Source organism: Bacillus sp. NPDC094064, assembly GCF_050279585.1.
Lineage (GTDB): Bacteria > Bacillota > Bacilli > Bacillales > Bacillaceae_G > Bacillus_A.
Genome location: NZ_JBNNUI010000009.1, coordinates 46,635 through 71,885, shown reverse-complemented (window position 1 = coordinate 71,885; position 25,251 = coordinate 46,635). Strand labels below are relative to the sequence as shown.

The following is a 25,251-nucleotide window of genomic DNA, read 5'->3' as shown; positions in this document are numbered from 1 at the left end:
AAGGAAGTGAATCTATGTCCATATTTACCCAATTCGCAAAAAGTGTATACTCACCTAAAGATATGGCGCTATTCCGTTTTCAAAAAATCGGTAAAACCATTTTGTATATTATGCTACTTTGCTTAATTACTACTATTCCAAGAACTTTCTTATACGGTAGTCTTATCCAGGATGGTGTGAGCATGGTAAATCAAGTCATCGATAAAGATTTACCTGATTTTAAAATTGAAAATGGCGAACTAAAAGCCGATATTGATCAACCTATTGAAAAAGAAGAGGGAAATGCACTTTTCGTATTTGATCCGAATTCAACAGACTTAGAAAAATACCAAAATAAAACAGGTTTATTTGTTTTAAAAGATAAAGTAGTCTCTATGGGAAATGGTCAAACACAAACGTATTCTTATAACGATTTGTTAGGTGCATCGCTTGAGAAAAAAGATCTACAAGAATTTATTTCTTTATTCGATAATATTTACCCAATTTTATTATTTGTTATCGGATTCTTAGTGTACCTATTCCAATTATTCATCACTTTTGTAGGCGTGACTTTACTTGCGTTCATCGGTTCTGCCATGAGCGGTCAACGTAAACTATCCTATAAACAAGTTTGGACGCTAACCGCATACAGCTACACAATCCCAACCATTTTCTTCATGATTATGGATTTATTCAAGATCGTCGTACCTGGGGCAACGTTCATTTATATCGCAGTTGTTTTAATCGTTCTATACTTAACGATTAAAGAAGTTCCAAAACCGAAAGAAAAATAAAAGCGTTAAAAAATGCCTAAATAGGCATTTTTTTTTTGGACAAGCATATATTCCTAGCAAAGGAGTGAAGAATATGAAAAGATTAGGTATATTCTTATTCGTGCTTGTTCTCGGCTATATATTTTATTACGACATAAAAATCGGCACTTTACCGATGTTAAGTTCATATAAAAAAACAACCTCTGCTCAAACTATAAAAAAAGAAGACACAGATACAAAACAGGATAAAGAGAATAAAGCAGAAAAAGAAACTGATGTAACTTATAAAACAATCGAAGTAAAAACTGGTGAAACAGTCCTCTCGATTACAGAACAAATTAATAAGAAAAAAATCCCTTCTATTGAAAAAGTAATTGATGACTTTAAACAATTAAATAAAAGTACATCTGCTACAAAAATACAAATTGGAAAGTCTTATAAATTCCCGTTATATCAATAAGCGATCACTTAATCCTTGTCAATTACATAAAGGCGCTGATACAATAGTAAAAGTGAAACCGAGCACTTCGGTTTCTATAGCCCTGTATCACGTATACTATCATTGATATACGGGACTAAATAAGAAACTTCTTTTATAAGGAGAGCGATCTATTCGTGAATGAAATGACTCATCGTACAAAAACACGTCCAGTTAAAGTCGGTAATTTAACAATTGGCGGTAATAATGAATTAATTATACAAAGTATGACAACAACAAAAACACATGATGTTGAAGCAACAGTTGCTGAAATTAAACGTTTAGAAGAAGCTGGCTGTCAAGTTGTTCGTGTTGCCGTTCCAGATGAACGCGCAGCAGATGCTATTGCTGATATTAAAAAACAAATCAACATTCCACTTGTTGCTGATATTCATTTTGATTATCGTCTTGCTTTAAAAGCAATTGAAGGTGGCATTGATAAAGTACGTATCAATCCAGGTAACATTGGCCGCCGCCATAAAGTAGAAGCCGTTGTAAATGCGGCAAAAGAGCGCGGTATTCCAATTCGTATCGGTGTAAACGCTGGTTCATTAGAACGCCATATTTTAGAAAAATATGGATATCCAACTGCTGATGGTATGGTTGAGAGTGCACTACACCATATTAAAATTTTAGAGGACTTAGATTTCCACGATATTATCGTATCTATGAAAGCCTCTGATGTTAACTTAGCAATCGAAGCATACGAGAAAGCATCTCGCGCTTTTGATTACCCATTACATTTAGGTATTACAGAATCTGGAACATTATTTGCCGGAACTGTAAAAAGTGCCGCTGGTCTTGGAGCAATCTTAAGCAAGGGTATCGGAAATACACTACGTATTTCATTAAGTGCTGATCCAGTTGAAGAAGTAAAAGTTGCGCGTGAACTATTAAAGTCATTCGGTCTTGCATCTAATGCAGCAACACTTATCTCTTGTCCAACTTGTGGCCGTATTGAAATTGATTTAATTAGCATCGCTAATGAAGTAGAAGAATATATTTCTACACTTCAAGTACCTATTAAAGTTGCAGTACTCGGTTGCGCTGTAAACGGTCCTGGTGAAGCTCGTGAAGCTGATATCGGTATTGCTGGCGCACGTGGAGAAGGATTATTATTCCGTAAAGGGAAAGTCGTTCGTAAAGTACCAGAAGAAACAATGGTAGAAGAACTGAAAAAAGAAATCGATGTAATTGCTGCTGAAATGGCTGCTGAACGAGAAAAAGAAAAAGAAACACAAGAACAATAAAAAGAAGGTTGCCCACAATATTTGTGAGCAACCTTCTTTTCTATGCAAAAAGCTCGTCAGTTATATAACCGACGAGCTTTTATTTTGCACATTTGGGACAACGACCGTATATTTCAAATTTATGACCGGTTACTTCATAACCGTTAAAATCTTTATTCATAAAATCCATTGGACAGGAAGTAATTTCTTTCGTACCACCACAATCCAAGCAAATAAAATGGTGATGATGTTCCATAATAGAACATGTAAAACGAAAATGTTTTTCACCATTTAATTCCGTTTGTTCTAAAACACCAATTTCAGCAAAAACCGTTAAGTTACGATAAATCGTATCAAAGCTGAGTCCTGGGTAATCATCTTTCATATGTTCTAAAACATCTTTCGCAGTTAAATAACGATTATGAGCTGCGAATAATCTGAGCATCTCTTCCCTTTTCCCCGTATGTTTGTATCCTTTTTCCTTCATTAGGCGTAAAGCTTCTGCTAGATTCATACCTATCCCTACTTTATGCAGTTTTTTTCTTCTTCCATAAAATTGCACCAATCAAAATAAGAACTGCTATCACAACAATTGTACCACCTGGTGCTAGATCAAGTTGATACGAAGCAAACATTCCACCAATTACTGCAATTTCACCAAATATAATGGAAAAGAAAATTGTTTGTTTAAATCCTTTAGCAATACGAATACTTGCTGCAACTGGTAACGTCATTAAAGATGATACGAGAAGAACACCTACAACACGCATGGATACTGCAATAACAAGCGCAACTAAAATAATAAAAATAAAGTGAATCCACTTTGCACTCAAACCGGTTGATACAGCATATTCCTCATCAAATGATAGTAAAAACAACTCTTTGTATAATAAACTAATCGTTGCAAGTACAACAATTGCTACAATACCAATAATAATTAAATCTCCACTTGTAACAGCACTTACACTACCAAATAAATAACTAAATAAATCTGTGTTAAATCCATTTGCAAGTGAAATGAAAATAACACCGATTCCCATTCCCGCTGAAAGAATAATTGGAATCGCTAATTCTTGATAATGCTTATATACAGTTCGTAATTTTTCAATTAGTAACGCTCCACCTATCGAGAAAATCATTCCCATATATAGAGGATTTAAAAATCCACCTGTGAAAATTGTTTTTTCAAGTAATAAACTTGCAGCAATACCTGATAACGTCACATGACTCAATGCATCTGCAATAAGCGACATGCGGCGAATCACAACAAATACACCGATAAGCGGCGCAACAAGTCCTATTAAAATCCCCGCATATAAAGAGTTACGTAAAAAGTCATATTGTAAAAAATCTTGTATCATCATATCCTCCCGTGATGCTCATGTTCGTGTTCTAAACGGTGAACATGATGCCCATATAAGACGGACATTTCCGCATCTTCTAACTCTCGGAATTTCTCTACATTACCATGGAAATGTAGATGTTGGTTTAAGCATGCAACATGTGTTACCTTCTCGGTAACTGCTCCCATATCGTGTGTAACAAGAATTAACGTGATGCCCAACCTTTTATTTAAATCCTCTAATATCTCGTAAAAGCTTTCTACATTTTTCACATCGATCCCAACAGTAGGCTCGTCCAAAATAAGCAATTGTGGATTACTTACAAGTGCGCGAGCAATAAATACACGTTGTTGTTGCCCACCAGAAAGTTCTCCAATATTCCGTCCTTTAAACTCACTCATACCTACATCAGCAATTGCTTTTTCTACTTTTTCCTTATCATCTTTCGTAAAAAAGCGAAAAAGACCTTTTTTCGAAACAAGTCCCATTGACACGACCTCAAAAACTGTTGCCGGGAAACCTGAATTAAAACTACTTGCCTTTTGGGATACATAACCAACTTTATTCCATTCTTTAAACTTCTTACTATCAATACCAAATAATCGAATGCTTCCTTGCTTTGGCTTTAAGACACCCAATAAACATTTAAGTAACGTCGATTTCCCTGAACCATTCGGCCCAACTAAACCTAAAAAAGCTCCCTTCGGAACTTGCAAATTAATATCTTCTAACACGTTGCGATCTTCGTATCGAAACGTTAATCCTTCTATTTCCAATATATTATTCATAGCATCTCACCTATTTTAATTCAGAATCATTCCGATTTATATCTATTTGAATTATAGTACAGCTTATTATAGTTGTAAACCAATCTGCCTAAAATATATCTTTTTTTTCAAGAAACCTTACTATTATAACAAAAAGCAGAGAAAAATTCTCTGCTTTCAAAAAATATTTCTATAAAATGAAACTTTAATCATTGTTTTCCCATCCACACCGATCGAGCTTTTGCGGGTTACCTTTTTAATGAATAGCTGATTTAAACTTACCACCGTTCGTCTCTTGCGTACTCATAATCGTAACAAACGCATTTTCATCAATTTCATACACAATTGATTTTAACTTCGTCACTTCTAGGCGGGTTACAACTGCATAAATAACTTCTTTTTCTTTATCTGTGTAACCACCTTTTGCCACGAGCTTTGTAGTCCCACGGCCGAGACGATGTAAAATTGCATTTGATACTTCCTCATATTGATCTGATACAATTAAAACTGCCTTCGTTTCATCTAATCCTTGAATTACTGTATCAATTGTTTTGAATGCAATATAGTACGTCATAACAGAATACATAGCTTGTTCAACACCAAATACAAATGCTGCCCATGCAAAAATGAATAAGTTCACAAACATTACGAATTCACCAACAGAAAACGGTAATTTCTTCGTTAATAAAATCCCCATAATCTCCGTTCCGTCCATTGATCCACCATGACGAATAACAAGCCCTACACCAATACCTAAAATAAGACCACCAAACACTGTCGCTAAAATGGGTTCTGTTGTAAACGGCGGAACAGCGTGTAACGTTGATTCAATAAATGCTAAAGCTACAATACCAAAGGCCGAAGATAACATGAAGGTTTTTCCGATTTGCTTATAACCTGAATACATAAACGGAATATTGAGAACAACAACCAAAGTAGAGAAGCTTAACCACCAAATATTCGGAGTAAGATAATCTAAAATAAGAGAAATACCAATAATTCCACCGTCAATAATTTTATTTGGCATCAAAAATAGTTCAATTGCTACCGCCGCACATGCTGCCCCAAAAACAATCATAACTAAACGATAAATAAGATGAATAACACTTTCTTTTCGATGTTGCTTTTGCTCCATAAGTCCTCCTTATACTCTTTCTCTGTAATTTTGTCCCTTTATTATAACATACGCTTCTTTTCCTCATAAAAAAAGAAACCCTATAAGAATATGTACAAGCCATGTGCTCATATATTTCGATAGAAGAACGTGTGAAGGAGGATAACACGATGAACCTCATTAAACAAATTGTTAATAAAAAATTAAATCATATTTCTACAAAAGAGTTATTGAAATATAGTAAAGAATATGAAGTTCCAATTACAGCTGCACAAGCTGATCAAATTGTTGTACTTATAAAAGGAAAGAATATTAACATTTATGATAACAACGAGCGACTAGAGCTCTTAAAACAAATCGCAAAAGTAACCTCTCCTACTACCGCTCAGCAAGTAAATACTTTATTTCAACAACTACTAAAATAAGGAGGGGGAAAGTCCCCCTCCTTATTATTTATTGTGCTTTAATTTTCTCAAGAATCCCCTCATCAAACGTACCATTTTTCAGCATTTCGATTTCAAATTTATATGGTGGCTTCTTATCTTTTTTATCTTCACCTACATACGGTGTTTCAAGAATTTTCGGCACGTTCATTAACTGCGGATGATGTACAATATGATGCAACGCTTTATAACCGATATGACCGAAACCGATATTTTCATGACGGTCTTTTCCTGCGCCGCGTACATTTTTACTATCATTAATATGAAGTACTTGTAAACGATCGATACCAACAATCTTATCAAATTCGTTTAATACACCGTCAAAGTCATTTACAATGTCATATCCTGCATCGTGCGTATGACACGTATCAAAACATACTGATAGTTTTTCATTATATTTTACACCATCAATGATTTTTGCAATTTCTTCAAAACTACGGCCGCATTCCGTTCCTTTTCCTGCCATCGTTTCTAACGCAATGTTAACCGTCTGGTCTGGCGTTAATACTTCATTAAGCCCTTTAATAATTTGTTGAATACCAGCATCTGCTCCTGCACCAACGTGAGCTCCCGGATGAAGAACAATTTGTTTCGCTACACCTAATGCCGATGTTCTTTCAATTTCCATGCGAAGGAAGTCTACACCTAATTGGAATGTTTCTGGCTTCGTCGTATTCCCAACATTAATAATATATGGTGCATGGACGATAATTTCCTCAATACCATTCAGTTCCATATGTTTTCTTCCTGCTTCTATGTTCAATTCCTCAATTGGTTTTCTTCGTGTATTTTGCGGTGCGCCTGTATAAATCATAAACGTTGTTGCACCGTATGAAACAGCCTCTTCACTTGCTGCTAATAACATCTTCTTACCACTCATTGAAACATGAGATCCAATCTTTAACATACAATCACCTCTTCATTATACAATAGATATAATGATAGCATAATTTGTAGAAATATGTAGTGAATTGTTTTTTCCATTCTCCACTGATTATTACCCCCGCAAATAGCGGGATAAAAAAAGATAAGGGAAGTCCCTTATCTTTTTTTATGGCTATATTTTCTCTTCACTTTGTCACGTTCTGTTGCAAGTTTACGTTTATAGTTCGGTTTTACTTTTTTCGGCTTTTTAACAACTTTTGTTGCCATAACGTCCATTTCATCATTTGGTTTTTTACGACTCTTACGACGACGACGTTCACCTAAATCTGCCCACTCATCTCCGCGTAAATCTACATGTTTGAACTCGATATGACGTTGTTTTTCTAAGCTATCTAACGCTTCTTCGTTTGCTGGATCATAGATCGTCACTGCAATACCTGAATGACCTGCACGTGCAGTTCTTCCAACGCGGTGAACGAAGAAATCTAAATCTGATGGAAGCTCATAGTTAATAACATGGCTAATTCCTTCAATATCAATACCACGTGCTGCTAAATCAGTTGCAACAATATATTGGAATTCAAGGTCACGAATTTGTTTCATCATTTTTTTACGATCACGCGGTGATAAATCTCCGTGAATTCGTCCAACTTTTAAGCCACGTTCCATTAATCCGTCAGCAACCTGATCTGCCATCTTCTTTGTATTCGTGAAAACAACTGCTAAATACGGTTTAAATTGCAGCAACATTTTGTTCACTAAATCGATTTTGTTACGATGTTTAGAAGGTACTAAATAATGTTCAATATTTCCAGCCGCAACTTGTTTTGGGTTGATATGAATATGCTCTGGATTTTCCATATATTTCTTCAGAAACGGTTTTAGTTTTTGAGGAATTGTTGCAGAGAAAACTAGCATTTGCAAGTTTTTAGGCATGCGTGCTGCAATTTTGTCTACATCGTGAATGAATCCCATATCAAGCATTAAGTCTGCTTCATCGACAATAATCGTATTTGCTTTATGAACAAATAACGCTTGTTCTTCTACTAAGTCTTTAATACGTCCTGGTGTTCCAACTACAATATGAGGTTGTTTTTTCAACTTTTCAATTGATCGTTGTTTATCAGTTCCACCAATTAAACAACGCGCTGTAATCATTTGATCTTCCGCACAGAACTTTGTTAATTTCACGATTTCCTCGTAAATTTGTTGTGCCAACTCACGAGTAGGCGCTGTAATAACAAGTTGTACTTCTTCACGACTTGGATTAATTCTGTTCAGTGTAGGAAGTAAATATGCGTGTGTTTTCCCAGAACCTGTTTGGGATTGTCCAATTACACTTACACCTTTTTTCACGACCGGGAAAATTTTCTGTTGAATTCCTGTCGGCTCTGTAAAGCGTAGTTCACGAACTGCATCTATTAAAAATGGTTTAAAATCATACTGTGTAAAAGTTTGTTGTGTCATAAGTTACACCTTCTTTCTAAATTTCTACTGCGCGCACAAATCAGTCAAGTCTACATTATATCGAAATCTACAAGTAAAATCCATCTTTAGTTTAGGTTTTTCCTTCAAAAACTAACCTTCTTCCCTTTCATTGCATATTGTATGTGTATATACCTAACTGAAGAAAGGAGGATTTCTCACATGTTTCCGAAATCCCCTATAAGGCAAATGTATCCGCCTCAAGGACAACAACCTTACACACCATATCCAATTCCACAACTACCGCCGATGGCACAAAAAAAGAAAGGTTTCCTTGCTAAACTCTTTAAAAAGCACGATCCCACCGAACCTTTCATGCAAATGGTCCCGCCTTATCGACAAATGGAAGGGCCACCGATGATGCATCAGCAGCAACCCCCGCCCCAATATCGACAGCAATATCAACAACAATACCAGCAGCAATACCAACAACAATATCCACAGCAATACTCACAGCAATATCAACCATACATGCAGCAGCATCCTGAGCAAATGATTCCCCCTCAAATGTATGAATCAAACGACACGCGCGGCAGTGCAACAACTACAGCGGCATCAAGTAGCGGCATCGGTAGTTTTTTTTCGAATTTAATCTCGAATCCAACTAATATGATAAACAATATCGAAAAAGTATCCCAAGTCGTTCAATCTGTAAGCCCTGTCGTCGAACAGTACGGTCCCATTATGCGTAACCTACCAAGCATTGTTAAAATCCTCACCTCTGGAAAAAGTACGGAAGAAGATCAAACTGAAGACCTAGCAGAAAAGATTGAGGTAGCAACTCCACCTCCTCCGCCAAAAAGAAAACGAAAACGAAAAAAAATAGTGATTGAGCCAGTCATAGAAAAAGAAGTACGAGAGGAGCCTGTTCAAAAAATAGCAACAAAACCAAAACTATATGTGTAACAATCCTTTGTTTTCTATCCACTCCTCCTTTATAATGTAAAAGAATATGCACAAAAGTATCCCTTGTTTAGAAGGAGAGGATTACTCACATGAAAATTGTTAAAATTTCCCCTCGTGGTTATTGCTACGGTGTTGTTGATGCGATGGTTATTGCACGTAACGCCGCATTAGATACATCATTACCGAGACCTATTTATATTTTAGGTATGATTGTTCACAACAAACATGTAACAGATGCGTTCGAAGAAGATGGCATTATTACATTAGATGGTCCAAGTCGATTAGAAATTTTAGATAAAATTGATTCTGGTACTGTTATTTTCACTGCACATGGTGTTTCTCCAGAAGTGAAGCAACGTGCGAAAGAAAAAGGTTTAACAACAATCGATGCCACTTGTCCAGACGTTACAAAAACACATGATCTTATTGAAGCAAAGAAAGCTGAAGGATACCATGTCATTTATATCGGCAAAAAAAACCATCCAGAACCAGAAGGCGCGGTTGGTATTGCACCTGATATCGTTCATCTTATCGAAAGAGCTGATGATTTAAAAACGTTAGAAATTCCAACTGATAAAATTTTAGTTACGAATCAAACAACAATGAGCCAATGGGATGTTCAACATTTAATGGAGGACATTCAGAAAAAATTCCCAACAGCAGAATTCCATAAAGAAATTTGCTTAGCAACTCAAGTTCGCCAAGAAGCTGTCGCTAAACAAGCAGATGTTGCAGACTTAACAATTGTTGTTGGTGATCCAAAAAGTAACAATTCAAATCGCTTAGCACAAGTATCACAAGAAATCGCTGGTACGAAGGCTTATCGTGTGGCAGATGTAAGTGAGATTCAATTAGAGTGGCTACAAGGTGTAGAAAACGTAGCTGTTACAGCAGGCGCTTCTACTCCAACACCAATTACAAAAGAAGTTATCGCTTTCTTAGAGCAATACGATCCAATGAACCCAGCTACATGGGAGAGAATTCGAAAAGTACCGTTACAAAAAATATTACCTCGCGTGAAAGTGAAAAAAGAACAATAATAAAAACCGTTGCTGACATGAGCAACGGTTTTTATTATTTCTTATACAAATGTAAACGGATCTGTATGTAACTGTGAAGCATGAATTTGTACATTGAATTTCTTTGCATCTACTTTTTCTTGCAATTGCTTTTGCACACCTTGCTTCATTACTTTTTCAACGTTATGTCCTGGGTCAACTATATTTAAACCGAGCATCATCGCATCATGAGCAACATGATAATACATGTCACCTGTTACATATACATCTGCTCCTTTAAATTTCGCTTGGTTTATATATTTATTGCCGTCTCCACCAAGTACAGCTACTTTGCGCACTTTATCATCTAATTTCCCAACAACGCGCGCACCCTTTACATCTAATGATTGCTTTACATGTTCTGCAAACTGTCCAAGTGTCATTTCTTCTTGTAAATATCCTATTTTTCCAAGCCCTAATGTTTCACCTTTGTTATCAAGTGGATACACATCATATGCTACTTCTTCATATGGATGTGCCGTTAATATTGCTTTAATCACATTTCGCTGTAGTGAAGCTGGAATAATCGTTTCGATACGCACCTCTTCCACACGTTCTAACCGCCCAGTTTCCCCGATATAAGGATTTGTCCCCTCTTGAGGTACAAACGTGCCTGTCCCCTCACCGCTAAACGTACAGTGGCTGTAATTGCCGATATGACCAGCACCTGCGTCTCCTAATGCTTTTCGTACTTCTTCTGCATGAGTTTCAGGTACAAACACTACAATTTTTTTCATTTCTTCTGCGTATGTCGGTGCCAAAACTTCTGTATTTTGCAATCCTAACGCATCAGCGAGTAAATCATTTACTCCGCCCTTAGCAACATCCACATTTGTGTGTGCTGCATAGATTGCAATATCATTTTTAATACACTTTTCAATAATTTTCCCATACGCCTTATCTGTATGAATCGCTTTTAACGGGTTAAAAATTAAAGGGTGATGAGCAATAATGACATTCGCTCCTAATTGAATCGCTTCATCCACAACTTCTTCCGTTACATCTAACGCAATTAATACGTGCTGCACGGGTTTATTAAGCGCTCCAATCTGCAAGCCAATCTTATCTCCTTCCATTGCCAGATGCTTCGGATACATACTTTCAAATAAAGAAATAATTTCATGGCCATTTGGAATTTTACTCATGATAAAATCTCCCCTATCATTTTCATTTTCGCTTCTACTTCCGCACGCTTTACTTTTGTTTCTTCAGAATCAGCCGCACGTTCTAACTGTTTTAAAATATTTTGGAAGTTTTTTAATTCTCCTTCCCATTTTTCAACGAAAGCTTCACTTTTTTCTTTTATTAAAAATGGTCCCATAAACAATTCAGCTTGTTTATTTTCAGAGTAAGGCACTACAACATTTCCTCGCTCACCTACTAAAATCTCGTAAATTTTCCCATCTTCTTTTACGATTTTTTCATGGATAAGCTCCCAACCATTCTCAATAAACCATTCACGAATGTGATGTGCTGCAATATTCGGCTGTAAAATTAAACGCGTTACACCTTCTAATTTTTCTTTACCACTTTCTAAAATGTCACGAATTAACGCTCCGCCCATTCCGGCAACCGTAATTACATCTACTTCTCCTGGCGTGATTACTGCTAATCCATTCCCTTTACGCACATCTACTTTATCTTGTAAGCCACTTTCAGCTACAGTTGCTTGTGCGGAGCGAAATGGTCCATCTACAACCTCTCCAGCAACTGCTTTTGTAGCAATATTATTTATAATTGTATAACACGGTAAATACGCATGATCCGATCCAATATCAGCAACTGTAGATCCTACTGGTATTTCACGTACAACTTCTTCTAATCGTTTTGAAAGCTTTACTTCATTCATGTATTTCCATTACTCCTTCTCTTGTCAGTCTGTCTCCATGATAATGAATTTATAGTAGTTGTTGCAAGCCTATAACAACAATTCACTTCTCTATCATTTATCGTATTTTAGAAAATATAGAAAAACAAGCCCTTTGCGTAAGCAAAAGGCTTGTCATACGGAACTTTATTTTTTCTTCGATAACCAATCAGCTACTTTAGCAGCTTGATCAGCTGGAACTATATTAGCAGGCATATTTCCTTTTCCTTTCGAAAGAATTTCTTTAATTTCATCTTTTGAAAGTTTCCCACCAATTTTTTGTAAATTAGGTCCTACTGCCCCTTGTAACTGATCACCATGACAGCTCGTACAGCTTTGCTTCACAATATCCTCTGGTTTTGATGCTGTTTGTGCTGGCTTCCCGCCATTTTTTGCATCAGCTAACTCTTTAGATTTATTTAGCCCCTGAAATGAAAATACAAACATAACGATAATACCCAATGCTGCAATAAGAGCGAACGGAATCAGCGGATTACGTTTCATATCTCTTCTCCCCCCTCTATATCCCTAAATAGTTAGATGATTCAGTCATTTCCATTGTACTTGAAAACGCTCTATCAGAAAAGAGCAAACTACCACTTGTTAAAAATATTCCATAAATTCAGTTTATTGTTTTTTATTGTCATATCGCTTATTATTTCGATAATTATTAACGTTTCTCATCATATTTTTCACTTTTCTACATATATTTTTGTATAGAATAAACAAAATTAATCGAAAAATCGAAAAATGAGCATTTGCAAATCAAAAGACAATTCTGTAAAATAAATTACAAGAAATTGTAATCGTTGCCGATAGCTAGACTTTATCAAAAATTAACAAAATAAAAAAGTTTACTTCACAAAAGTGAAGTAAACTTAAAAAGAACCTATTCTAAGAAATCTTTAAGACGTTTACTACGGCTTGGATGTCTTAATTTACGAAGTGCTTTTGCTTCGATTTGACGGATACGTTCTCTCGTTACGCCGAATACTTTCCCAACTTCTTCAAGCGTACGAGTTCGTCCATCATCTAAACCAAAGCGAAGACGTAGAACATTTTCTTCACGATCTGTTAGTGTATCTAACACATCTTCTAATTGTTCTTTTAGCAATTCATACGCTGCATGGTCCGCAGGCGATGTTGCTTCTTGGTCTTCAATAAAGTCACCTAAATGGGAGTCGTCTTCTTCACCAATTGGTGTTTCAAGAGAAACTGGCTCCTGTGCAATTTTTAAGATTTCACGTACTTTTTCTGGTGCAAGATCCATTTCTTCACCAATCTCTTCTGGAGATGGTTCGCGTCCTAAATCTTGTAATAATTGACGTTGTACACGAATTAACTTATTAATCGTTTCAACCATGTGAACTGGAATACGAATTGTTCGCGCTTGGTCTGCAATGGCACGTGTAATCGCTTGGCGAATCCACCAAGTTGCATACGTACTAAATTTGAAACCTTTACGATAATCGAACTTTTCAACTGCTTTAATTAGACCCATATTCCCTTCTTGAATTAAGTCTAAGAAAAGCATACCACGGCCCACGTAGCGCTTTGCAATACTTACTACAAGACGTAAGTTTGCTTCTGCAAGACGACGTTTCGCTTCTTCATCGCCTTCTTCAATACGCGTTGCAAGTCGAATTTCTTCTTCTGCAGATAGTAAGTCTACGCGACCAATTTCTTTTAAGTACATACGAACAGGATCGTTGATTTTAACCCCAGGTGGTACACTTAAATCATTTAGGTCGAATTCTTCTTCCGATTTTGCTATTTGGCGATTATTAGGGCCTTCGTCGTTGTCATTGTCGCCAACTAAGTCAATCCCTTGTTCACCTAAATATTCATAGTATTCATCCATTTGATCGGATTCAATTTCAAATCCATTCATGCGTTCTGCAATCTCTTCATATGTAAGAACGCCACGTTTTTTTCCGAGCTCAGTGAGTTGTTCTTTCACTTGCTCAAGGGTCATTTCAGTTTCAATTTGTTTAGAACGAGCTGGTTTGTCAGCCATCTGTTCCCCTCCTTACGCGAGATACAAACATTCATTATACTAAAACTTTATCAAAAAAGCTATTTTCTCGCTTTTTGATTTTGTAAATATGCCACATAGTATTTAGCAGCCTCTACAGGATCTGTTTTTTCCATTTGTTTTACTTTAAAGATGATTTCCATCTTTTCAAGTTTTTCCCGATGACGGCTGAGCGTCTCCAAATGGCCTTGTAACACTTCTTCTGTGTATTCTGGATTAATAAATTCATCCGTCGAAATATCAGTAATAATATTTTTCAACTTTTCATCAGAGAGCCAACTTAAAAATGTTCCGACTGAAGGTTCATTTCCCTTTTCATAATATGCGTATAGTTCATATAAAATCCCTTTATGTTCTTCTGTATGAAAATCTTCTATATGAGGTTCCATACGAACGGCTACTTCTGCACTTTGCAACATATGATAAATAATTTCTCTTTCTGCCCTTTCAAAACCTGTTAACTTCGGTTTTGTTTGAACAATTTGAGACGGCTTAGAAACCTGCTTTACTTGTTTTTGCTGTACCTTTTGTTCTTTGCGATATTGGTGCAATTGATTCAAAAGCGTTTCCATTGAATACGAAAATTCTTGCGATAATGACTTCAAATAGGATTCCGCCTGCATCGCATCCTGTAACAACGATAATTCTTTTAAAACACTTTTCACATATTCTTCTTTGCCAGACTCATCTTGCAAATTTTTCCCTAAACGCAAATAATTTATTTTAAAACCAACAAAACTTATACTTGATTTCACAAGATTTTCAAAAGCAGTAGTCCCATATTGTTGCACATATTCATCAGGATCAAGCTTATCTGGCAAGGATGTAACTTTCACTTGGCAACCAACTTGCAATAATAATTGCCCTGCTTTCATCGTTGCTTCTCGTCCTGCTTTATCACCATCATAGCAAAGAACAACAGTTTCAACGTTACGTCGCAGAAGTTTTGCTTGTTCTTCAGTTAAAGCTGTTCCCATTGTCGCAACAGCTTCTTCCACACCACTTTTTACCGCAGCTAGTACGTCAGCATACCCTTCAAAAAGAACTACTTGCCCACGTTTTCTAATAAACGGCCTTGCTTGGTGGAAGTTATACAACAATTTACTTTTGTGAAAAATCGGTGTTTCAGGGCTATTTAAATATTTCGGAGTATCATCTCCTAACGCCCTTCCACTAAACGCTATCACTTTTCCTTGTAACGTATAGATCGGGAACATAACTCTTCCACGGAAGCGATCGTAATGACTCCCATCCTTCTCACTTCTTATGAGAAGACCCGCTTGTTCCATACTAGATAGCGATAAACCTCTTTTTTGTAAAATTTTCGTTGCTGCATCCCAAGCAGGTGACGCATAACCAATTTCAAACTTCTCAATCATCTCTTTCGTAATACCACGTTTTAACAAATACGAAAGTGCTTCATTTCCTTCTTCTGTATTTACTAATAAATGATGATAATACTTTTTCAAAAGTTCATGAGCCTGTTGCATGATGACAGTGTCATCAGATATGTCTTCTTGTTGTCCTTGCCCTGATGTATATTCTGCAACCGCAATTCCATTTCTTTCACCAAGCTTTTGAACAGCTTCAGTAAAAGCCAGTCCTTCCATTTTCATTAGAAAGGAAAATACATTTCCACCTTCTCCACATCCGAAGCAATGAAAGATTTGTTTATCGGATGAAACAGAGAATGAAGGAGAATTCTCACCATGAAATGGACAAAGGCCGAAATAGTTACGCCCCTGCTTTCTAAGTTGAACGTATTCACCAATCACTTCAACAATATCGGATGATGTCCGAATCTGTTCAACAACTTCTTCGGGAATTCTGTTCCCCATAACTCCATCTCCGTGTCGTATTTTGTATTCGATATAAATTAAAAAATTCCTTTATAATTCGACAATATTTTTTCTAATTTTGTTAGAAAGTGTTGTCGATTATGTTTCGCAAACGATTTTGGACCTTTCACATCAGTCCCTTATCTGCGTAACCGCGCAGATACATACTTACTATATAAAATTGTATTCATTTGCTCATCTGTTACAAATGTGTCTCTTAGAGACAATACATATACACCTTTTTTACAAGAAGACAAGCAAGCCACATATCCTGTGTGATCACGAGATCTGTTGCTTTTACATGTTGATCGATATAAAAATCAACTTTATCTTGTTCAGAATCCACATAGATCCAATCACCTTGCTGTTTTCCTGAGTGATGAGCATACGATGTGACAAACAAAATCTCGACATAAAATTTCGTTCCAACTCGCACAATTTCAGCCTTCACGGGACATGCATCTGCACCAACTACTATCTTAATTGATGTTTTGCATATTTCTGTATTCTACATCCCTTCTGTGAATCCTTCCATAATGTGCGTTTTCTTGTATAGATTTTGTCGATTTAACGTAATTACATGTTTTTTTGTAAATCCTATCCCTAGTTTATTCTGAAAAATTAAAGTCTAAACGTAAAATATAGGTTTTTATCACAATTTTTTATTATAATATATTTTCTTCAACTACGCTACATATCCCTTTATTTTTTCATCTTACATTTCAGGATAACGAAACCCTACTTTTAACATAATAAAAAAAGCAGAAGAATATAAGTATAACCACTCTGTCATAATCTATTACGAAGATAACAAGTATCACATTTCTCACGAGCGAAAAAAGCACATTCACCTTTGGTAAATGTGCTAAAACATTTTTTGGTTCTGCACTGCATTCACAATAATATTTGCTGTTTCTTCAATTGCTTTATTCGATACATCAATTACTTGACAATTTATTTTGCTAACTACATTTTCAAAGTGATCAATTTCTTCTTTAATACGATTAATATTTGCATATGTTGCCCCATCACTTAATCCAAGTGACTTTAATCGCTCTTTTCGAATATGATTCAACTTATCAGGCGTAATTTTTAAACCGAAACATTTTTCTTTTGCCACTTGATATAATTCCTCAGGTGGATCCACTTCCGGCACAAGTGGTACATTGGCAACTTTCAAACGCTTGTTATGCGCTAAATATTGTGAAAGTGGTGTTTTCGAAGTACGCGAAATTCCAATCAATACGATATCAGCTTTTAAAATACCACGCGCATCTCTACCATCATCGTACTTCACAGCAAATTCAATCGCTTCAATCTTTTTAAAGTATTCTTCATCTAATCTACGAACAACACCTGGCTCATATCTTGGTACTTGCCCTGTAATGTTTTCAATTTGATCGATTAGAGGTCCGATAATATCGTACGCCTCTACACCTTCTTTTGCAGCCTCTTTTACTAAATACTGACGCATTTCAGGCTTCACTAGCGTAAAACAAATAAGTGCTTGATTGCTCTTGGCAATTGAAATCACTTCTTTTAATGTCCCTGTATCTTCTACATACGGTACACGTCTAATATCAGGAGCAAATGGGAATTGCCCCATTGCTGCTCGAACAACTAAATCCGCCGTTTCTCCCACAGAGTCAGATACGACATATACGATTTTATTATCCATTACATTACCTCACTTTAAACAAATTACACTTATTCGTTATTTACTAAGTTTACAAACGCACGTGTAATATTTGTTTTTGTAATTCGTCCAATTACTTCTAGTCCTTGCTTCGTATCTTTTACAACTGGCATCGCATCAATCTGTCTTTCTATTAATTCCATCGCAATATCATATAAAGAATCCTCCCTATGACACATCGCAATGTTTGGCATCCTTGTCATGATAATATTAACCGGAAGAGAGGTTAAATCCTGCTTTCCTAAGCTAGCTCTTAATAAATCTTTACGAGATACAACACCAACTAATAGAGTCGATTGATCTACAACGAATAATGTACCCACGTCCTCTAAAAACATTGTACAAATTGCATCGTATACAGAAACATTTTTATCAATTACAACCGGTCTAGATTGGTAATCTTGTACTTTAATTTTCTTAACAGCTTCAGATAATAGCTGCCCCCCTGTTTTCCCCGTATAAAAATAACCTACGCGTGGACGCGCTTCTAGATAACCAGCCATCGTTAAAATTGCTAAGTCTGGTCTTAGCGTTGCACGTGTTAAACCCAATTGCGCTGCAATTGATTCCCCTGTAATAGGGCCGTGATCTTTTACAATCTGAATGATATGTTCTTGCCGTTTATTCAGCTCTATGATAATCACCACCTTTAATGCACAACGAAAAAAGTTATACTATCTCTTAAATATTATATACTAAATACACTATTCGAAAAAGAAAGTATGTAAAAAAGACCGTATAAGGCCCAAAATTATATTTGAAACTTATCAAGTTGTTCTAAAAAACGTCTTGATTTCAAATAAATCCCGCAATATTCATCATAATATGTATTCAATACTAAACGCATTTGTTTTTTTGTGCTATCCTTCACTGATACATTGCCAAGTCGATGTAAATCGAAGTGGAAGAAAAGACGTAATAATTTATGAACGGCTTCTCCTACCGGTATACGATACGGATCTTGCTCCGCATGACGCGAGCACAGAAAACCGCCTTCCCTGACAGAGAAGGCGACAAAATCTGTTTCTTGATGACAAATTGCACATGTATCAAAGTACGGGCGCATCCCTAATACCGGAAGCATTTTCGTTTGATAAATTAATGATAATACTTCTGGGTCAACACCCTCACACATATAATGCAACGTTTGATATAACATTTCAAATAAATATGGATTATGTTTTCTATCTTCTGTTGCTTTATCAGTTAACTCAACAATAAATGATGCATAAGCAGTTAAAAATATATCCTCGCGAATTTCTTTCATAGTTGAAATAATCTCGCCTTGTTGTAAAGTTCCAAGTCCAGATCCCATTTGAATAAGAAAATGCCCATGCGTCATAAGTTGCGAAACAGATGCTAACCGGCTTTTCGGTTTTTTTGCTCCTCTTGCCATTGCACTTACCTTACCAAATTCTCTTGAGAATATTGTAACAATCTTGTTCGTTTCTCCGTAATCTGTCGTACGGATAACGATGCCCTCAACTTTTTGAAACATGTTCGTCACCATCCAAGGTTTGAACAAAACGGGTCAAGAAATTGGAGAGTCTAGATGCGCTAGTTCCTCTTCATGTTGATCCATCTCATCGTTTACGTCTTTTTCCATCTCTTTCAAAAGCAAGTACGTTTCAATGCTTCCTGTTTTGGAGAAAAACTTCCAGGTAAAATCTAGCATAAGAATCCACCTTTCTCAATAAGCGTAGCCTATAAACCAATTTCCTTTGTTGTTATTAAATTGACCCATTTTGTCCATTTTCATGTGAGAAAAATTTTTCCTAATTTATCAAAGTTCATAAAAACCAATAATCAGCGGATGAACAACCCATCCACTGATTACAGCTTTACTCTATTTTAATACTCGTCTTCACGGAAACCAAGGTCACGAAGATGAGACATCTTATTACGCCAATCTTTTTGCACTTTTACCCATACTTCTAAAAATACTTTAGAACCAAGTAGTGCTTCAATATCAAAACGAGCTCGTTTCCCGACTTCTTTTAACATCTTACCTTGTTTTCCAATAATAATCCCTTTTTGTGATGGACGTTCAACAATGATTGTTGCATTTACATAGACTGCCCCGCCCTCACGCTTTTGAATCGCATCAATAACAACAGCTACAGAATGCGGCACTTCTTCACGTGTTAAATGAAGTACTTTTTCACGAATCAGCTCCGCAATGATAAATCTCTCTGGATGATCTGTCACTTGATTATCTGGATAGTATTGTGGTCCTTCTGGTAAATACTTTTTAATTGCTCCAATTAACGATTCCACATTATTACCGTCTAATGCCGAAATTGGTACAATCTCTGCAAATTCATGTAGTTTACGGTATTGATCAATTAACTCTAGTAATTGCTCCGGATGAACTTGGTCAATTTTATTAATTACTAAAAATACCGGTTGCTTCGTTTCTTGTAATTTCTCAATAATAAATTCCTCACCACGCCCAAATCCTTCAGCTGCATTGACCATAAACAGGACAATATCAACTTCTTTCAATGTCGTTTGAGCCATCTTCACCATGAAGTCGCCTAGTTTATGTTTAGGTTTATGTATTCCTGGTGTATCAATGAAAATTACTTGTGAATCATTTTCTGTATATACACCTTGAATTTTATTACGAGTCGTTTGTGGCTTGTCACTCATAATAGCAATTTTCTGGCCGATAATACGGTTTAAAAATGTAGATTTCCCAACATTCGGTCTGCCAATAATAGAGACAAAACCTGATTTATAACCTTTTCTATTCATGTAAATCCTCCGCTAAAAATGCTCCTGGTAACAATTCTCCAACTGTCGTCTCTTGAACGTCACCATGTAAATTTGATAGGTATACTTTCGTATCCTGTTTACATAATTCTATCATAACTTGTCGACATGCTCCACAAGGAGGTACTGGACGCTTTGTATCTGCTACAATTGCAATAGCTACAAACTCTTTATCTCCTTCAGAAACCGCCTTAAATAAAGCTGTTCTTTCTGCACAGTTACATAAGCCATATGACGCATTCTCAACATTACATCCTCGATATACTTTTCCATCTCGTGTTAATAATGCTGCACCTACTTGAAATTTTGAATATGGTACGTACGCTTGTTTACGCGCTTCGATTGCTTCTTGAATTAATTGTTTACTATTCATATTCCCGCATCCTTCCTGTTCACAGCTGTGAATAGATACATTCTTTCATTAAAGGCCTTTACGGCTCTTCCAAGACTTAAGAAAAGCTTTGGAATGCAACTATACCATATACGGTAAAAAGATAATAGCACCAATTACAACGGCTATTATTGCAAATAATAAAACCGCTCCAGCTGCAACATCCTTGGCAATTTTTGCAAACGGATGAATATCGGCAGTCGCTAAATCCACTGTTTTTTCCACAGCTGTATTTACCATTTCTAGACTCATTACACTTCCTATTACAATAAGTAATACTATCCACTCTATTTTCGTAATATGGAAATAAAAGCCGCAGCATATAACAATGACTGCGGCTAAATAATGAATTTTCATATTTCGTTCCTGACGAAGACAAAAGAATATACCAGCTATAGCATATCCAAAACTATCTATAAGTTTTCCTTTTTTCATCGTCCTAATCCAAATGCTTCTAAAATTTCTTTTTGTCTTCCAAACATTTCTTTTTCATCCTCTTCTGTCATGTGGTCATAACCAAGCAAATGTAAAAAGCCATGTAACGCTAAAAAGCCAAGTTCACGATCGAAAGAATGTCCATACTCTTCAGCTTGTTCTTTCGCTCTCGGAATAGAAATAATAAGATCTCCTAACATGCGCGGCATTTCTGCACCTACAATTTCCATTTCCCCTTCGCCCATTTCTTCCATAGCAAAGGAAATTACATCAGTAGGCTGATCCTTATCTCGGTAATCACGATTAATCTCACGAATGCGCTCGTTATCTACAAATGTCACTGATAACTCCGCACCATCCTCTATTTCTTCCATTTGAGCTGCTTTTTCTAATATCTCACGAATTAAACCCACATATTCCTCTTGCACTTCTTCTGTTTCATCAATGAAATCGATTAATAAACTCATTCTTTCTCCTTCTCTTCCGGTGGTTCCGGATATGTAATACGCGAATGGAAAATACCATTTAACGTTTCACATAACGTTTTTCCAACGATTTGTAGTTCCTTAAATGTCAAATCACATTCACTAAATTGTCCATCTTGCAGGCGATCTTTAATAATACTTTGCACTAAATTATTAATTTGATCTGGCGTAGGGTGATTCATAGAACGGACCGCAGCCTCTACGCTATCAGCTATACCAACAATTGCCGACTCTTTAGAAGTTGCTTTTGACCCTGGATAACGGAACATCTCTTCTGTATATTTTTCTTTATCTTCTTTCATCGCTTTATAATAAAAATATTTAAGTAACGTTGTACCATGATGTTGTCCCGCAATATCAATAATTTCTTGCGGAATATGGTATTCTTCGAGCATCTTTACCCCGTCCGTTACATGAGCAATGATAATATCTTTACTCGTTACAGGGTCTAATTTATCATGCGGATTTTCAATTCCCATCTGATTTTCAATAAAGAATTGTGGTTGCACTGTTTTTCCTACATCATGATAATATGCCCCTACACGAGCTAATACACCATTTGCTCCAACCGCTTCACAAGCTGATTCAGACAAATTCGCTACCATTACACTATGGTGATATGTCCCTGGCGCTTCTAACAAAATTTTACGCAAAAGCGGATGATTCGGACTTGATAGTTCCATCAGTTTCATACTGGATACAATTCCAAGCCCACCCTCTAAATACGGTAAAATCCCCATAGCAAGAACCGAAGAAATAATCCCTGAAAGGGAAGCCATTAATAGTTGCGTACCAATTTCAAGAGGTGAAAAATTCCCATTACGTAATAATAACAACGCCGCCAATACGACCACATTTAATACAGACACGAGTATACCAGCCTGTAAAATCATCGTACGACGATTTTCCTCTCTCAAGAAAATGCTCACTGATAATGAACTTAATAACACATAAATACCTACACTATAGTTCAGTGTACTTGTTACACCTTCATTAAACATAATACTTCCGCACACAGAAAAAATCATACTTGTTAAAAATACAAACCGATCACCAATCATTAATTTTACAAGTATTGTCCCCATCGCAACTGGGACAACATATGCAATCCCTGCATATTCAAGCTTTTGAAATAAACTAATGATCTTCATTAAAACAATCGTGATAGACAAAATCGTAACATACGCTAAAATATACGGTCTATCTTCTCTTTTTCGCTGTAAAAATACTTCAAACTGTTTATGCATAAAGTATAGTAACACACCGATGAGTACCACTAAACCAACATATGGTTGGAAGCTATTACCTTTCTCTAACAAGCCGACTAATTTCAACTGATTATACATATCACTTGAAATCGTTTCACCTTCTCTAACAAGAACTTGTCCTTGCAGAATATAGACGGGCGGAACTAAGTCTTCCTCCGCTTTTCTCTTCTCTTTTGTTAAAGTCGGATCATAAAAGTAGTTCGCTGAAATCGCATATTTCCCTAACGCCTTAATAGAGTCCTTTAAACCGTTATCGACATTAACACTATTCATCTCACTTACATATCGATCTTTTGCATCCTTCAATTCGTCCATTTTAATATGCCCGCTCATGATACTATTAATAGCTGTAACCGCTGCATCTTTCGCTAATACTAACTGGCTCGGATCCGCATTAATCAAGTTCAGTAAATTCGAATCAGATAATTCTTTCGTTAATTCGACAGGTAATTTCTTTTTCAACTTGTCCACTTTCTCAGCGTCAGTTATTTTTTTTTGTTCATCTGGTCCAATAGCTTTTATCTCTTGCACCACTTCATCTACTTTTGCAAAGACATCATTCACAATATCTACTTTATTTTGTTTATACTCACTTTTATATGTATATTGATCTTCAACTTTTGTAGCAGCTTCTTTTTTCTTTTTTTCCGTTGTAACTTTGTCTTCAATTTTTACAGGAGAATGGATTGTCTTTTTCGCAATAGAATATATTTCAACATCTAACTGCTCCGGTTTTACATTATTCATCAGTGCAAAAAACAGTACCGCTCCTAATACAACGTAAGAAATCCAACTTAGTTTTTTCGAATGTTGAAAATTACGAAACCACTTAGAAATTTCTTGAGATCTTGACATGATTTCAATACCTTCTCCTCTCCAGAAATAAAGTGAAACTATTTATAGCTTTCATTTCTTGTAGTCAGCGACGCTTTCGAAATAACACGTCATCTATCGCTTATTTCCTTCTTCTTTCATGATAGTAAAAAATTTACCATTCGCCAACCTTATCATACAAAAAGAAATGATCCTGACAAATAGGATCATTCCATTTTATCATATGCCTCAATAATACGTTGCACCAGTGGATGCCTTACAACGTCCGTTTGTTCTAATGTAATGAATGAAAGACCCGATACACCAGATAAAATGTTAGAAGCAAGAGAAAGTCCTGATTTTACCCCTTTTGGCAAATCTACTTGCGAAGGGTCTCCTGTAATAACCATTTTAGAACTAAAACCTAATCTTGTTAAAAACATTTTTATTTGGGCACCCGTTGTATTTTGCGCTTCATCTAAAATAACAAATGAATCATCGAGCGTACGCCCTCTCATATAAGCAAGAGGTGCGATTTCAATCACTCCACGCTCCATCATACGTTGCGTATATTCTTGTCCAAGAATATCGTGCAGTGCATCATACAATGGACGTAAATACGGATCTACCTTCTCTTTTAAATCCCCTGGTAAAAAACCTAAGCTCTCTCCAGCTTCTACAGCAGGTCTCGTTAAAATAATTTTCTTTACATACCCTTGCTTTAAAGCTCTGACAGCCATTACTACAGCTAAGTATGTTTTACCAGTCCCAGCAGGTCCTATCCCAAATACAATATCATTCTTCTTCATTGCATGAATATATCTTCTTTGCCCCATCGTTTTTACACGAATCGATTTACCTTTTGCAGTTTTAAAAATTTCTTCTTCATATAACTCTTCAAATTGAGCAATTTTCCCTTGTTGCGCGAGCTGGATCGCATACGCGACATCTCTTTCTGTAATTGATACACCTTTACGAATCACAACAAGTAATTGCTGTAAGATTTTTTCTACGAGTGTCACAGTTTCATCTGCTCCAGATACATGAACAGTTTCTCCTCTAGTTACAATCGATACATTCAGTTCTCTTTCAATTACTTTTAAATGAGCATCATTTACTCCAAAAAGAGCGATTGCTTCGTTAGGATTTTCCAGTTGTTGGTTCATTTCTACTAATTGTTCTGCCATT

At 36.1% G+C, this 25,251-nt stretch carries 28 protein-coding genes; 6 read left to right on the top strand and 22 right to left on the bottom strand.

The window, feature by feature from the left end; translation table 11 throughout:
- The first annotated feature begins 14 nt into the window (after positions 1-14).
- From yqgB to ispG, 3 genes are all read left to right on the top strand, one after another.
- Positions 15-773, top strand: coding sequence for a protein YqgB (gene yqgB / locus ACQKNI_RS19755; protein ID WP_098252981.1), 759 nt, complete (start codon positions 15-17; stop codon positions 771-773).
- A 73-nt stretch (positions 774-846) separates the two neighbouring features.
- Entirely contained in the window at positions 847-1,212 is a 366-nt protein-coding gene (locus tag ACQKNI_RS19750) for a hypothetical protein (RefSeq protein ID WP_088230902.1), read from the top strand.
- A gap of 164 nt (positions 1,213-1,376) precedes the next feature.
- Positions 1,377-2,480, top strand: a complete 1,104-nt coding sequence (gene ispG / locus ACQKNI_RS19745; protein ID WP_170933766.1) for a flavodoxin-dependent (E)-4-hydroxy-3-methylbut-2-enyl-diphosphate synthase — start codon at positions 1,377-1,379, stop codon at positions 2,478-2,480.
- Positions 2,481-2,559: 79 nt separating this feature from the next.
- Here ispG and ACQKNI_RS19740 read toward each other — a convergent pair whose 3' ends face one another.
- The 4 genes from ACQKNI_RS19740 to ACQKNI_RS19725 all read right to left on the bottom strand — a co-directional run bounded on the left by ACQKNI_RS19740 (position 2,560) and on the right by ACQKNI_RS19725 (position 5,704).
- Positions 2,560-2,973: a Fur family transcriptional regulator gene (locus ACQKNI_RS19740; RefSeq protein ID WP_088231085.1), complete on the bottom strand. Its 414-nt coding sequence runs from the start codon at positions 2,971-2,973 to the stop codon at positions 2,560-2,562.
- A 13-nt stretch (positions 2,974-2,986) separates the two neighbouring features.
- Entirely contained in the window at positions 2,987-3,820 is an 834-nt protein-coding gene (locus tag ACQKNI_RS19735; RefSeq protein WP_088230900.1) for a metal ABC transporter permease, read from the bottom strand.
- The gene (locus tag ACQKNI_RS19730) at positions 3,820-4,590 is read right to left on the bottom strand and encodes a metal ABC transporter ATP-binding protein (protein ID WP_088230899.1); all 771 of its coding nucleotides are present in this window, start codon (positions 4,588-4,590) and stop codon (positions 3,820-3,822) included. The genes ACQKNI_RS19735 and ACQKNI_RS19730 overlap by 1 nt, the downstream gene beginning before the upstream one ends.
- 235 nt (positions 4,591-4,825) lie before the next feature.
- Positions 4,826-5,704 (bottom strand): YitT family protein, encoded by an 879-nt coding sequence (locus ACQKNI_RS19725; RefSeq protein ID WP_088230898.1) that lies wholly within the window; start codon positions 5,702-5,704, stop codon positions 4,826-4,828.
- A 149-nt stretch (positions 5,705-5,853) separates the two neighbouring features.
- Between ACQKNI_RS19725 and ACQKNI_RS19720 the strand changes: the two genes are divergently transcribed.
- Positions 5,854-6,108, top strand: a complete 255-nt coding sequence (locus ACQKNI_RS19720) for a DUF2624 domain-containing protein (protein WP_088230897.1) — start codon at positions 5,854-5,856, stop codon at positions 6,106-6,108.
- A 28-nt stretch (positions 6,109-6,136) separates the two neighbouring features.
- Here ACQKNI_RS19720 and ACQKNI_RS19715 read toward each other — a convergent pair whose 3' ends face one another.
- Both ACQKNI_RS19715 and ACQKNI_RS19710 read right to left on the bottom strand, forming a co-directional pair.
- Positions 6,137-7,033, bottom strand: coding sequence for a deoxyribonuclease IV (locus ACQKNI_RS19715; RefSeq protein WP_000912452.1), 897 nt, complete (start codon positions 7,031-7,033; stop codon positions 6,137-6,139).
- Between the two features lie 134 nt (positions 7,034-7,167).
- On the bottom strand, positions 7,168-8,478 hold the full coding sequence (locus ACQKNI_RS19710; RefSeq protein ID WP_088230896.1) for a DEAD/DEAH box helicase: 1,311 nt from the start codon (positions 8,476-8,478) through the stop codon (positions 7,168-7,170).
- A 180-nt stretch (positions 8,479-8,658) separates the two neighbouring features.
- On the opposite strand from ACQKNI_RS19710, the gene vrrA reads away from it, so the two are divergent.
- Positions 8,659-9,402, top strand: coding sequence for a VrrA/YqfQ family protein (gene vrrA, locus ACQKNI_RS19705; protein WP_427282661.1), 744 nt, complete (start codon positions 8,659-8,661; stop codon positions 9,400-9,402).
- 89 nt (positions 9,403-9,491) lie between these two features.
- Positions 9,492-10,442 (top strand): 4-hydroxy-3-methylbut-2-enyl diphosphate reductase, encoded by a 951-nt coding sequence (locus tag ACQKNI_RS19700; RefSeq protein WP_088230894.1) that lies wholly within the window; start codon positions 9,492-9,494, stop codon positions 10,440-10,442.
- A gap of 41 nt (positions 10,443-10,483) precedes the next feature.
- On the opposite strand, the gene ACQKNI_RS19695 is transcribed toward ACQKNI_RS19700, so the two are convergent.
- The 16 genes from ACQKNI_RS19695 to ACQKNI_RS19620 all read right to left on the bottom strand — a co-directional run bounded on the left by ACQKNI_RS19695 (position 10,484) and on the right by ACQKNI_RS19620 (position 25,250).
- A complete protein-coding gene (locus ACQKNI_RS19695) occupies positions 10,484-11,605 on the bottom strand; it encodes a Nif3-like dinuclear metal center hexameric protein (protein WP_088230893.1) in 1,122 nt (373 codons plus the stop codon).
- Positions 11,602-12,309: a tRNA (adenine(22)-N(1))-methyltransferase gene (locus ACQKNI_RS19690; RefSeq protein WP_088230892.1), complete on the bottom strand. Its 708-nt coding sequence runs from the start codon at positions 12,307-12,309 to the stop codon at positions 11,602-11,604. Before ACQKNI_RS19690 ends, ACQKNI_RS19695 begins: the two co-directional genes overlap by 4 nt.
- A 165-nt stretch (positions 12,310-12,474) precedes the next feature.
- The gene (gene cccA / locus ACQKNI_RS19685; RefSeq protein ID WP_000828141.1) at positions 12,475-12,831 is read right to left on the bottom strand and encodes a cytochrome c550; all 357 of its coding nucleotides are present in this window, start codon (positions 12,829-12,831) and stop codon (positions 12,475-12,477) included.
- Between the two features lie 385 nt (positions 12,832-13,216).
- Complete coding sequence (gene rpoD / locus ACQKNI_RS19680; RefSeq protein WP_000764060.1) at positions 13,217-14,344, bottom strand: RNA polymerase sigma factor RpoD; 1,128 nt, start codon at positions 14,342-14,344, stop codon at positions 13,217-13,219.
- A gap of 59 nt (positions 14,345-14,403) precedes the next feature.
- Positions 14,404-16,200 carry a DNA primase gene (dnaG, locus tag ACQKNI_RS19675; protein WP_098252979.1) on the bottom strand — a complete coding sequence of 599 codons (1,797 nt, stop codon included), beginning with the start codon at positions 16,198-16,200 and terminating at the stop codon, positions 14,404-14,406.
- A gap of 217 nt (positions 16,201-16,417) precedes the next feature.
- The gene (locus ACQKNI_RS19670) at positions 16,418-16,651 is read right to left on the bottom strand and encodes a DUF188 domain-containing protein (protein WP_240522860.1); all 234 of its coding nucleotides are present in this window, start codon (positions 16,649-16,651) and stop codon (positions 16,418-16,420) included.
- Between the two features lie 414 nt (positions 16,652-17,065).
- Positions 17,066-17,878 (bottom strand): pyruvate, water dikinase regulatory protein, encoded by an 813-nt coding sequence (locus ACQKNI_RS19665; protein WP_088230890.1) that lies wholly within the window; start codon positions 17,876-17,878, stop codon positions 17,066-17,068.
- Positions 17,879-17,907: 29 nt separating this feature from the next.
- Complete coding sequence (locus ACQKNI_RS19660) at positions 17,908-18,540, bottom strand: helix-turn-helix transcriptional regulator (RefSeq protein ID WP_088231084.1); 633 nt, start codon at positions 18,538-18,540, stop codon at positions 17,908-17,910.
- 107 nt (positions 18,541-18,647) lie between these two features.
- Positions 18,648-19,394: a DNA repair protein RecO gene (gene recO, locus ACQKNI_RS19655; protein WP_088230889.1), complete on the bottom strand. Its 747-nt coding sequence runs from the start codon at positions 19,392-19,394 to the stop codon at positions 18,648-18,650.
- A 33-nt stretch (positions 19,395-19,427) separates the two neighbouring features.
- Complete coding sequence (locus ACQKNI_RS19650) at positions 19,428-19,571, bottom strand: YqzL family protein (RefSeq protein WP_000883924.1); 144 nt, start codon at positions 19,569-19,571, stop codon at positions 19,428-19,430.
- Between the two features lie 176 nt (positions 19,572-19,747).
- Positions 19,748-20,653, bottom strand: coding sequence for a GTPase Era (gene era / locus ACQKNI_RS19645; protein WP_088230888.1), 906 nt, complete (start codon positions 20,651-20,653; stop codon positions 19,748-19,750).
- A complete protein-coding gene (locus tag ACQKNI_RS19640) occupies positions 20,646-21,044 on the bottom strand; it encodes a cytidine deaminase (RefSeq protein ID WP_088230887.1) in 399 nt (132 codons plus the stop codon). Before ACQKNI_RS19640 ends, era begins: the two co-directional genes overlap by 8 nt.
- A 99-nt stretch (positions 21,045-21,143) precedes the next feature.
- Positions 21,144-21,497, bottom strand: coding sequence for a diacylglycerol kinase family protein (locus ACQKNI_RS19635; protein ID WP_088230886.1), 354 nt, complete (start codon positions 21,495-21,497; stop codon positions 21,144-21,146).
- Entirely contained in the window at positions 21,494-21,964 is a 471-nt protein-coding gene (ybeY, locus tag ACQKNI_RS19630; protein ID WP_088230885.1) for an rRNA maturation RNase YbeY, read from the bottom strand. The genes ACQKNI_RS19635 and ybeY overlap by 4 nt, the downstream gene beginning before the upstream one ends.
- A complete protein-coding gene (locus ACQKNI_RS19625; RefSeq protein ID WP_088230884.1) occupies positions 21,961-24,105 on the bottom strand; it encodes an HD family phosphohydrolase in 2,145 nt (714 codons plus the stop codon). Before ACQKNI_RS19625 ends, ybeY begins: the two co-directional genes overlap by 4 nt.
- A 185-nt stretch (positions 24,106-24,290) precedes the next feature.
- Entirely contained in the window at positions 24,291-25,250 is a 960-nt protein-coding gene (locus ACQKNI_RS19620) for a PhoH family protein (RefSeq protein ID WP_071712976.1), read from the bottom strand.
- Position 25,251 lies beyond the last annotated feature (1 nt).

Excerpts from the sequence above, each read along its gene's own strand:
- yqgB (WP_098252981.1), top strand. The coding sequence starts at position 15 with ATGTCCATATTTACCCAATTCGCAAAAAGTGTATACTCACCTAAAGAT.
- ACQKNI_RS19750 (WP_088230902.1), top strand. The coding sequence starts at position 847 with ATGAAAAGATTAGGTATATTCTTATTCGTGCTTGTTCTCGGCTATATA.
- ispG (WP_170933766.1), top strand. The coding sequence starts at position 1,377 with ATGACTCATCGTACAAAAACACGTCCAGTTAAAGTCGGTAATTTAACA.
- ACQKNI_RS19740 (WP_088231085.1), bottom strand. The coding sequence starts at position 2,973 with ATGAATCTAGCAGAAGCTTTACGCCTAATGAAGGAAAAAGGATACAAA.
- ACQKNI_RS19735 (WP_088230900.1), bottom strand. The coding sequence starts at position 3,820 with ATGATACAAGATTTTTTACAATATGACTTTTTACGTAACTCTTTATAT.
- ACQKNI_RS19730 (WP_088230899.1), bottom strand. The coding sequence starts at position 4,590 with ATGAATAATATATTGGAAATAGAAGGATTAACGTTTCGATACGAAGAT.
- ACQKNI_RS19725 (WP_088230898.1), bottom strand. The coding sequence starts at position 5,704 with ATGGAGCAAAAGCAACATCGAAAAGAAAGTGTTATTCATCTTATTTAT.
- ACQKNI_RS19720 (WP_088230897.1), top strand. The coding sequence starts at position 5,854 with ATGAACCTCATTAAACAAATTGTTAATAAAAAATTAAATCATATTTCT.
- ACQKNI_RS19715 (WP_000912452.1), bottom strand. The coding sequence starts at position 7,033 with ATGTTAAAGATTGGATCTCATGTTTCAATGAGTGGTAAGAAGATGTTA.
- ACQKNI_RS19710 (WP_088230896.1), bottom strand. The coding sequence starts at position 8,478 with ATGACACAACAAACTTTTACACAGTATGATTTTAAACCATTTTTAATA.
- vrrA (WP_427282661.1), top strand. The coding sequence starts at position 8,659 with ATGTTTCCGAAATCCCCTATAAGGCAAATGTATCCGCCTCAAGGACAA.
- ACQKNI_RS19700 (WP_088230894.1), top strand. The coding sequence starts at position 9,492 with ATGAAAATTGTTAAAATTTCCCCTCGTGGTTATTGCTACGGTGTTGTT.
- ACQKNI_RS19695 (WP_088230893.1), bottom strand. The coding sequence starts at position 11,605 with ATGAGTAAAATTCCAAATGGCCATGAAATTATTTCTTTATTTGAAAGT.
- ACQKNI_RS19690 (WP_088230892.1), bottom strand. The coding sequence starts at position 12,309 with ATGAATGAAGTAAAGCTTTCAAAACGATTAGAAGAAGTTGTACGTGAA.
- cccA (WP_000828141.1), bottom strand. The coding sequence starts at position 12,831 with ATGAAACGTAATCCGCTGATTCCGTTCGCTCTTATTGCAGCATTGGGT.
- rpoD (WP_000764060.1), bottom strand. The coding sequence starts at position 14,344 with ATGGCTGACAAACCAGCTCGTTCTAAACAAATTGAAACTGAAATGACC.
- dnaG (WP_098252979.1), bottom strand. The coding sequence starts at position 16,200 with ATGGGGAACAGAATTCCCGAAGAAGTTGTTGAACAGATTCGGACATCA.
- ACQKNI_RS19665 (WP_088230890.1), bottom strand. The coding sequence starts at position 17,878 with ATGGATAATAAAATCGTATATGTCGTATCTGACTCTGTGGGAGAAACG.
- recO (WP_088230889.1), bottom strand. The coding sequence starts at position 19,394 with ATGTTTCAAAAAGTTGAGGGCATCGTTATCCGTACGACAGATTACGGA.
- ACQKNI_RS19650 (WP_000883924.1), bottom strand. The coding sequence starts at position 19,571 with ATGCTAGATTTTACCTGGAAGTTTTTCTCCAAAACAGGAAGCATTGAA.
- era (WP_088230888.1), bottom strand. The coding sequence starts at position 20,653 with ATGAATAGAAAAGGTTATAAATCAGGTTTTGTCTCTATTATTGGCAGA.
- ACQKNI_RS19640 (WP_088230887.1), bottom strand. The coding sequence starts at position 21,044 with ATGAATAGTAAACAATTAATTCAAGAAGCAATCGAAGCGCGTAAACAA.
- ACQKNI_RS19635 (WP_088230886.1), bottom strand. The coding sequence starts at position 21,497 with ATGAAAAAAGGAAAACTTATAGATAGTTTTGGATATGCTATAGCTGGT.
- ybeY (WP_088230885.1), bottom strand. The coding sequence starts at position 21,964 with ATGAGTTTATTAATCGATTTCATTGATGAAACAGAAGAAGTGCAAGAG.
- ACQKNI_RS19625 (WP_088230884.1), bottom strand. The coding sequence starts at position 24,105 with ATGTCAAGATCTCAAGAAATTTCTAAGTGGTTTCGTAATTTTCAACAT.
- ACQKNI_RS19620 (WP_071712976.1), bottom strand. The coding sequence starts at position 25,250 with ATGGCAGAACAATTAGTAGAAATGAACCAACAACTGGAAAATCCTAAC.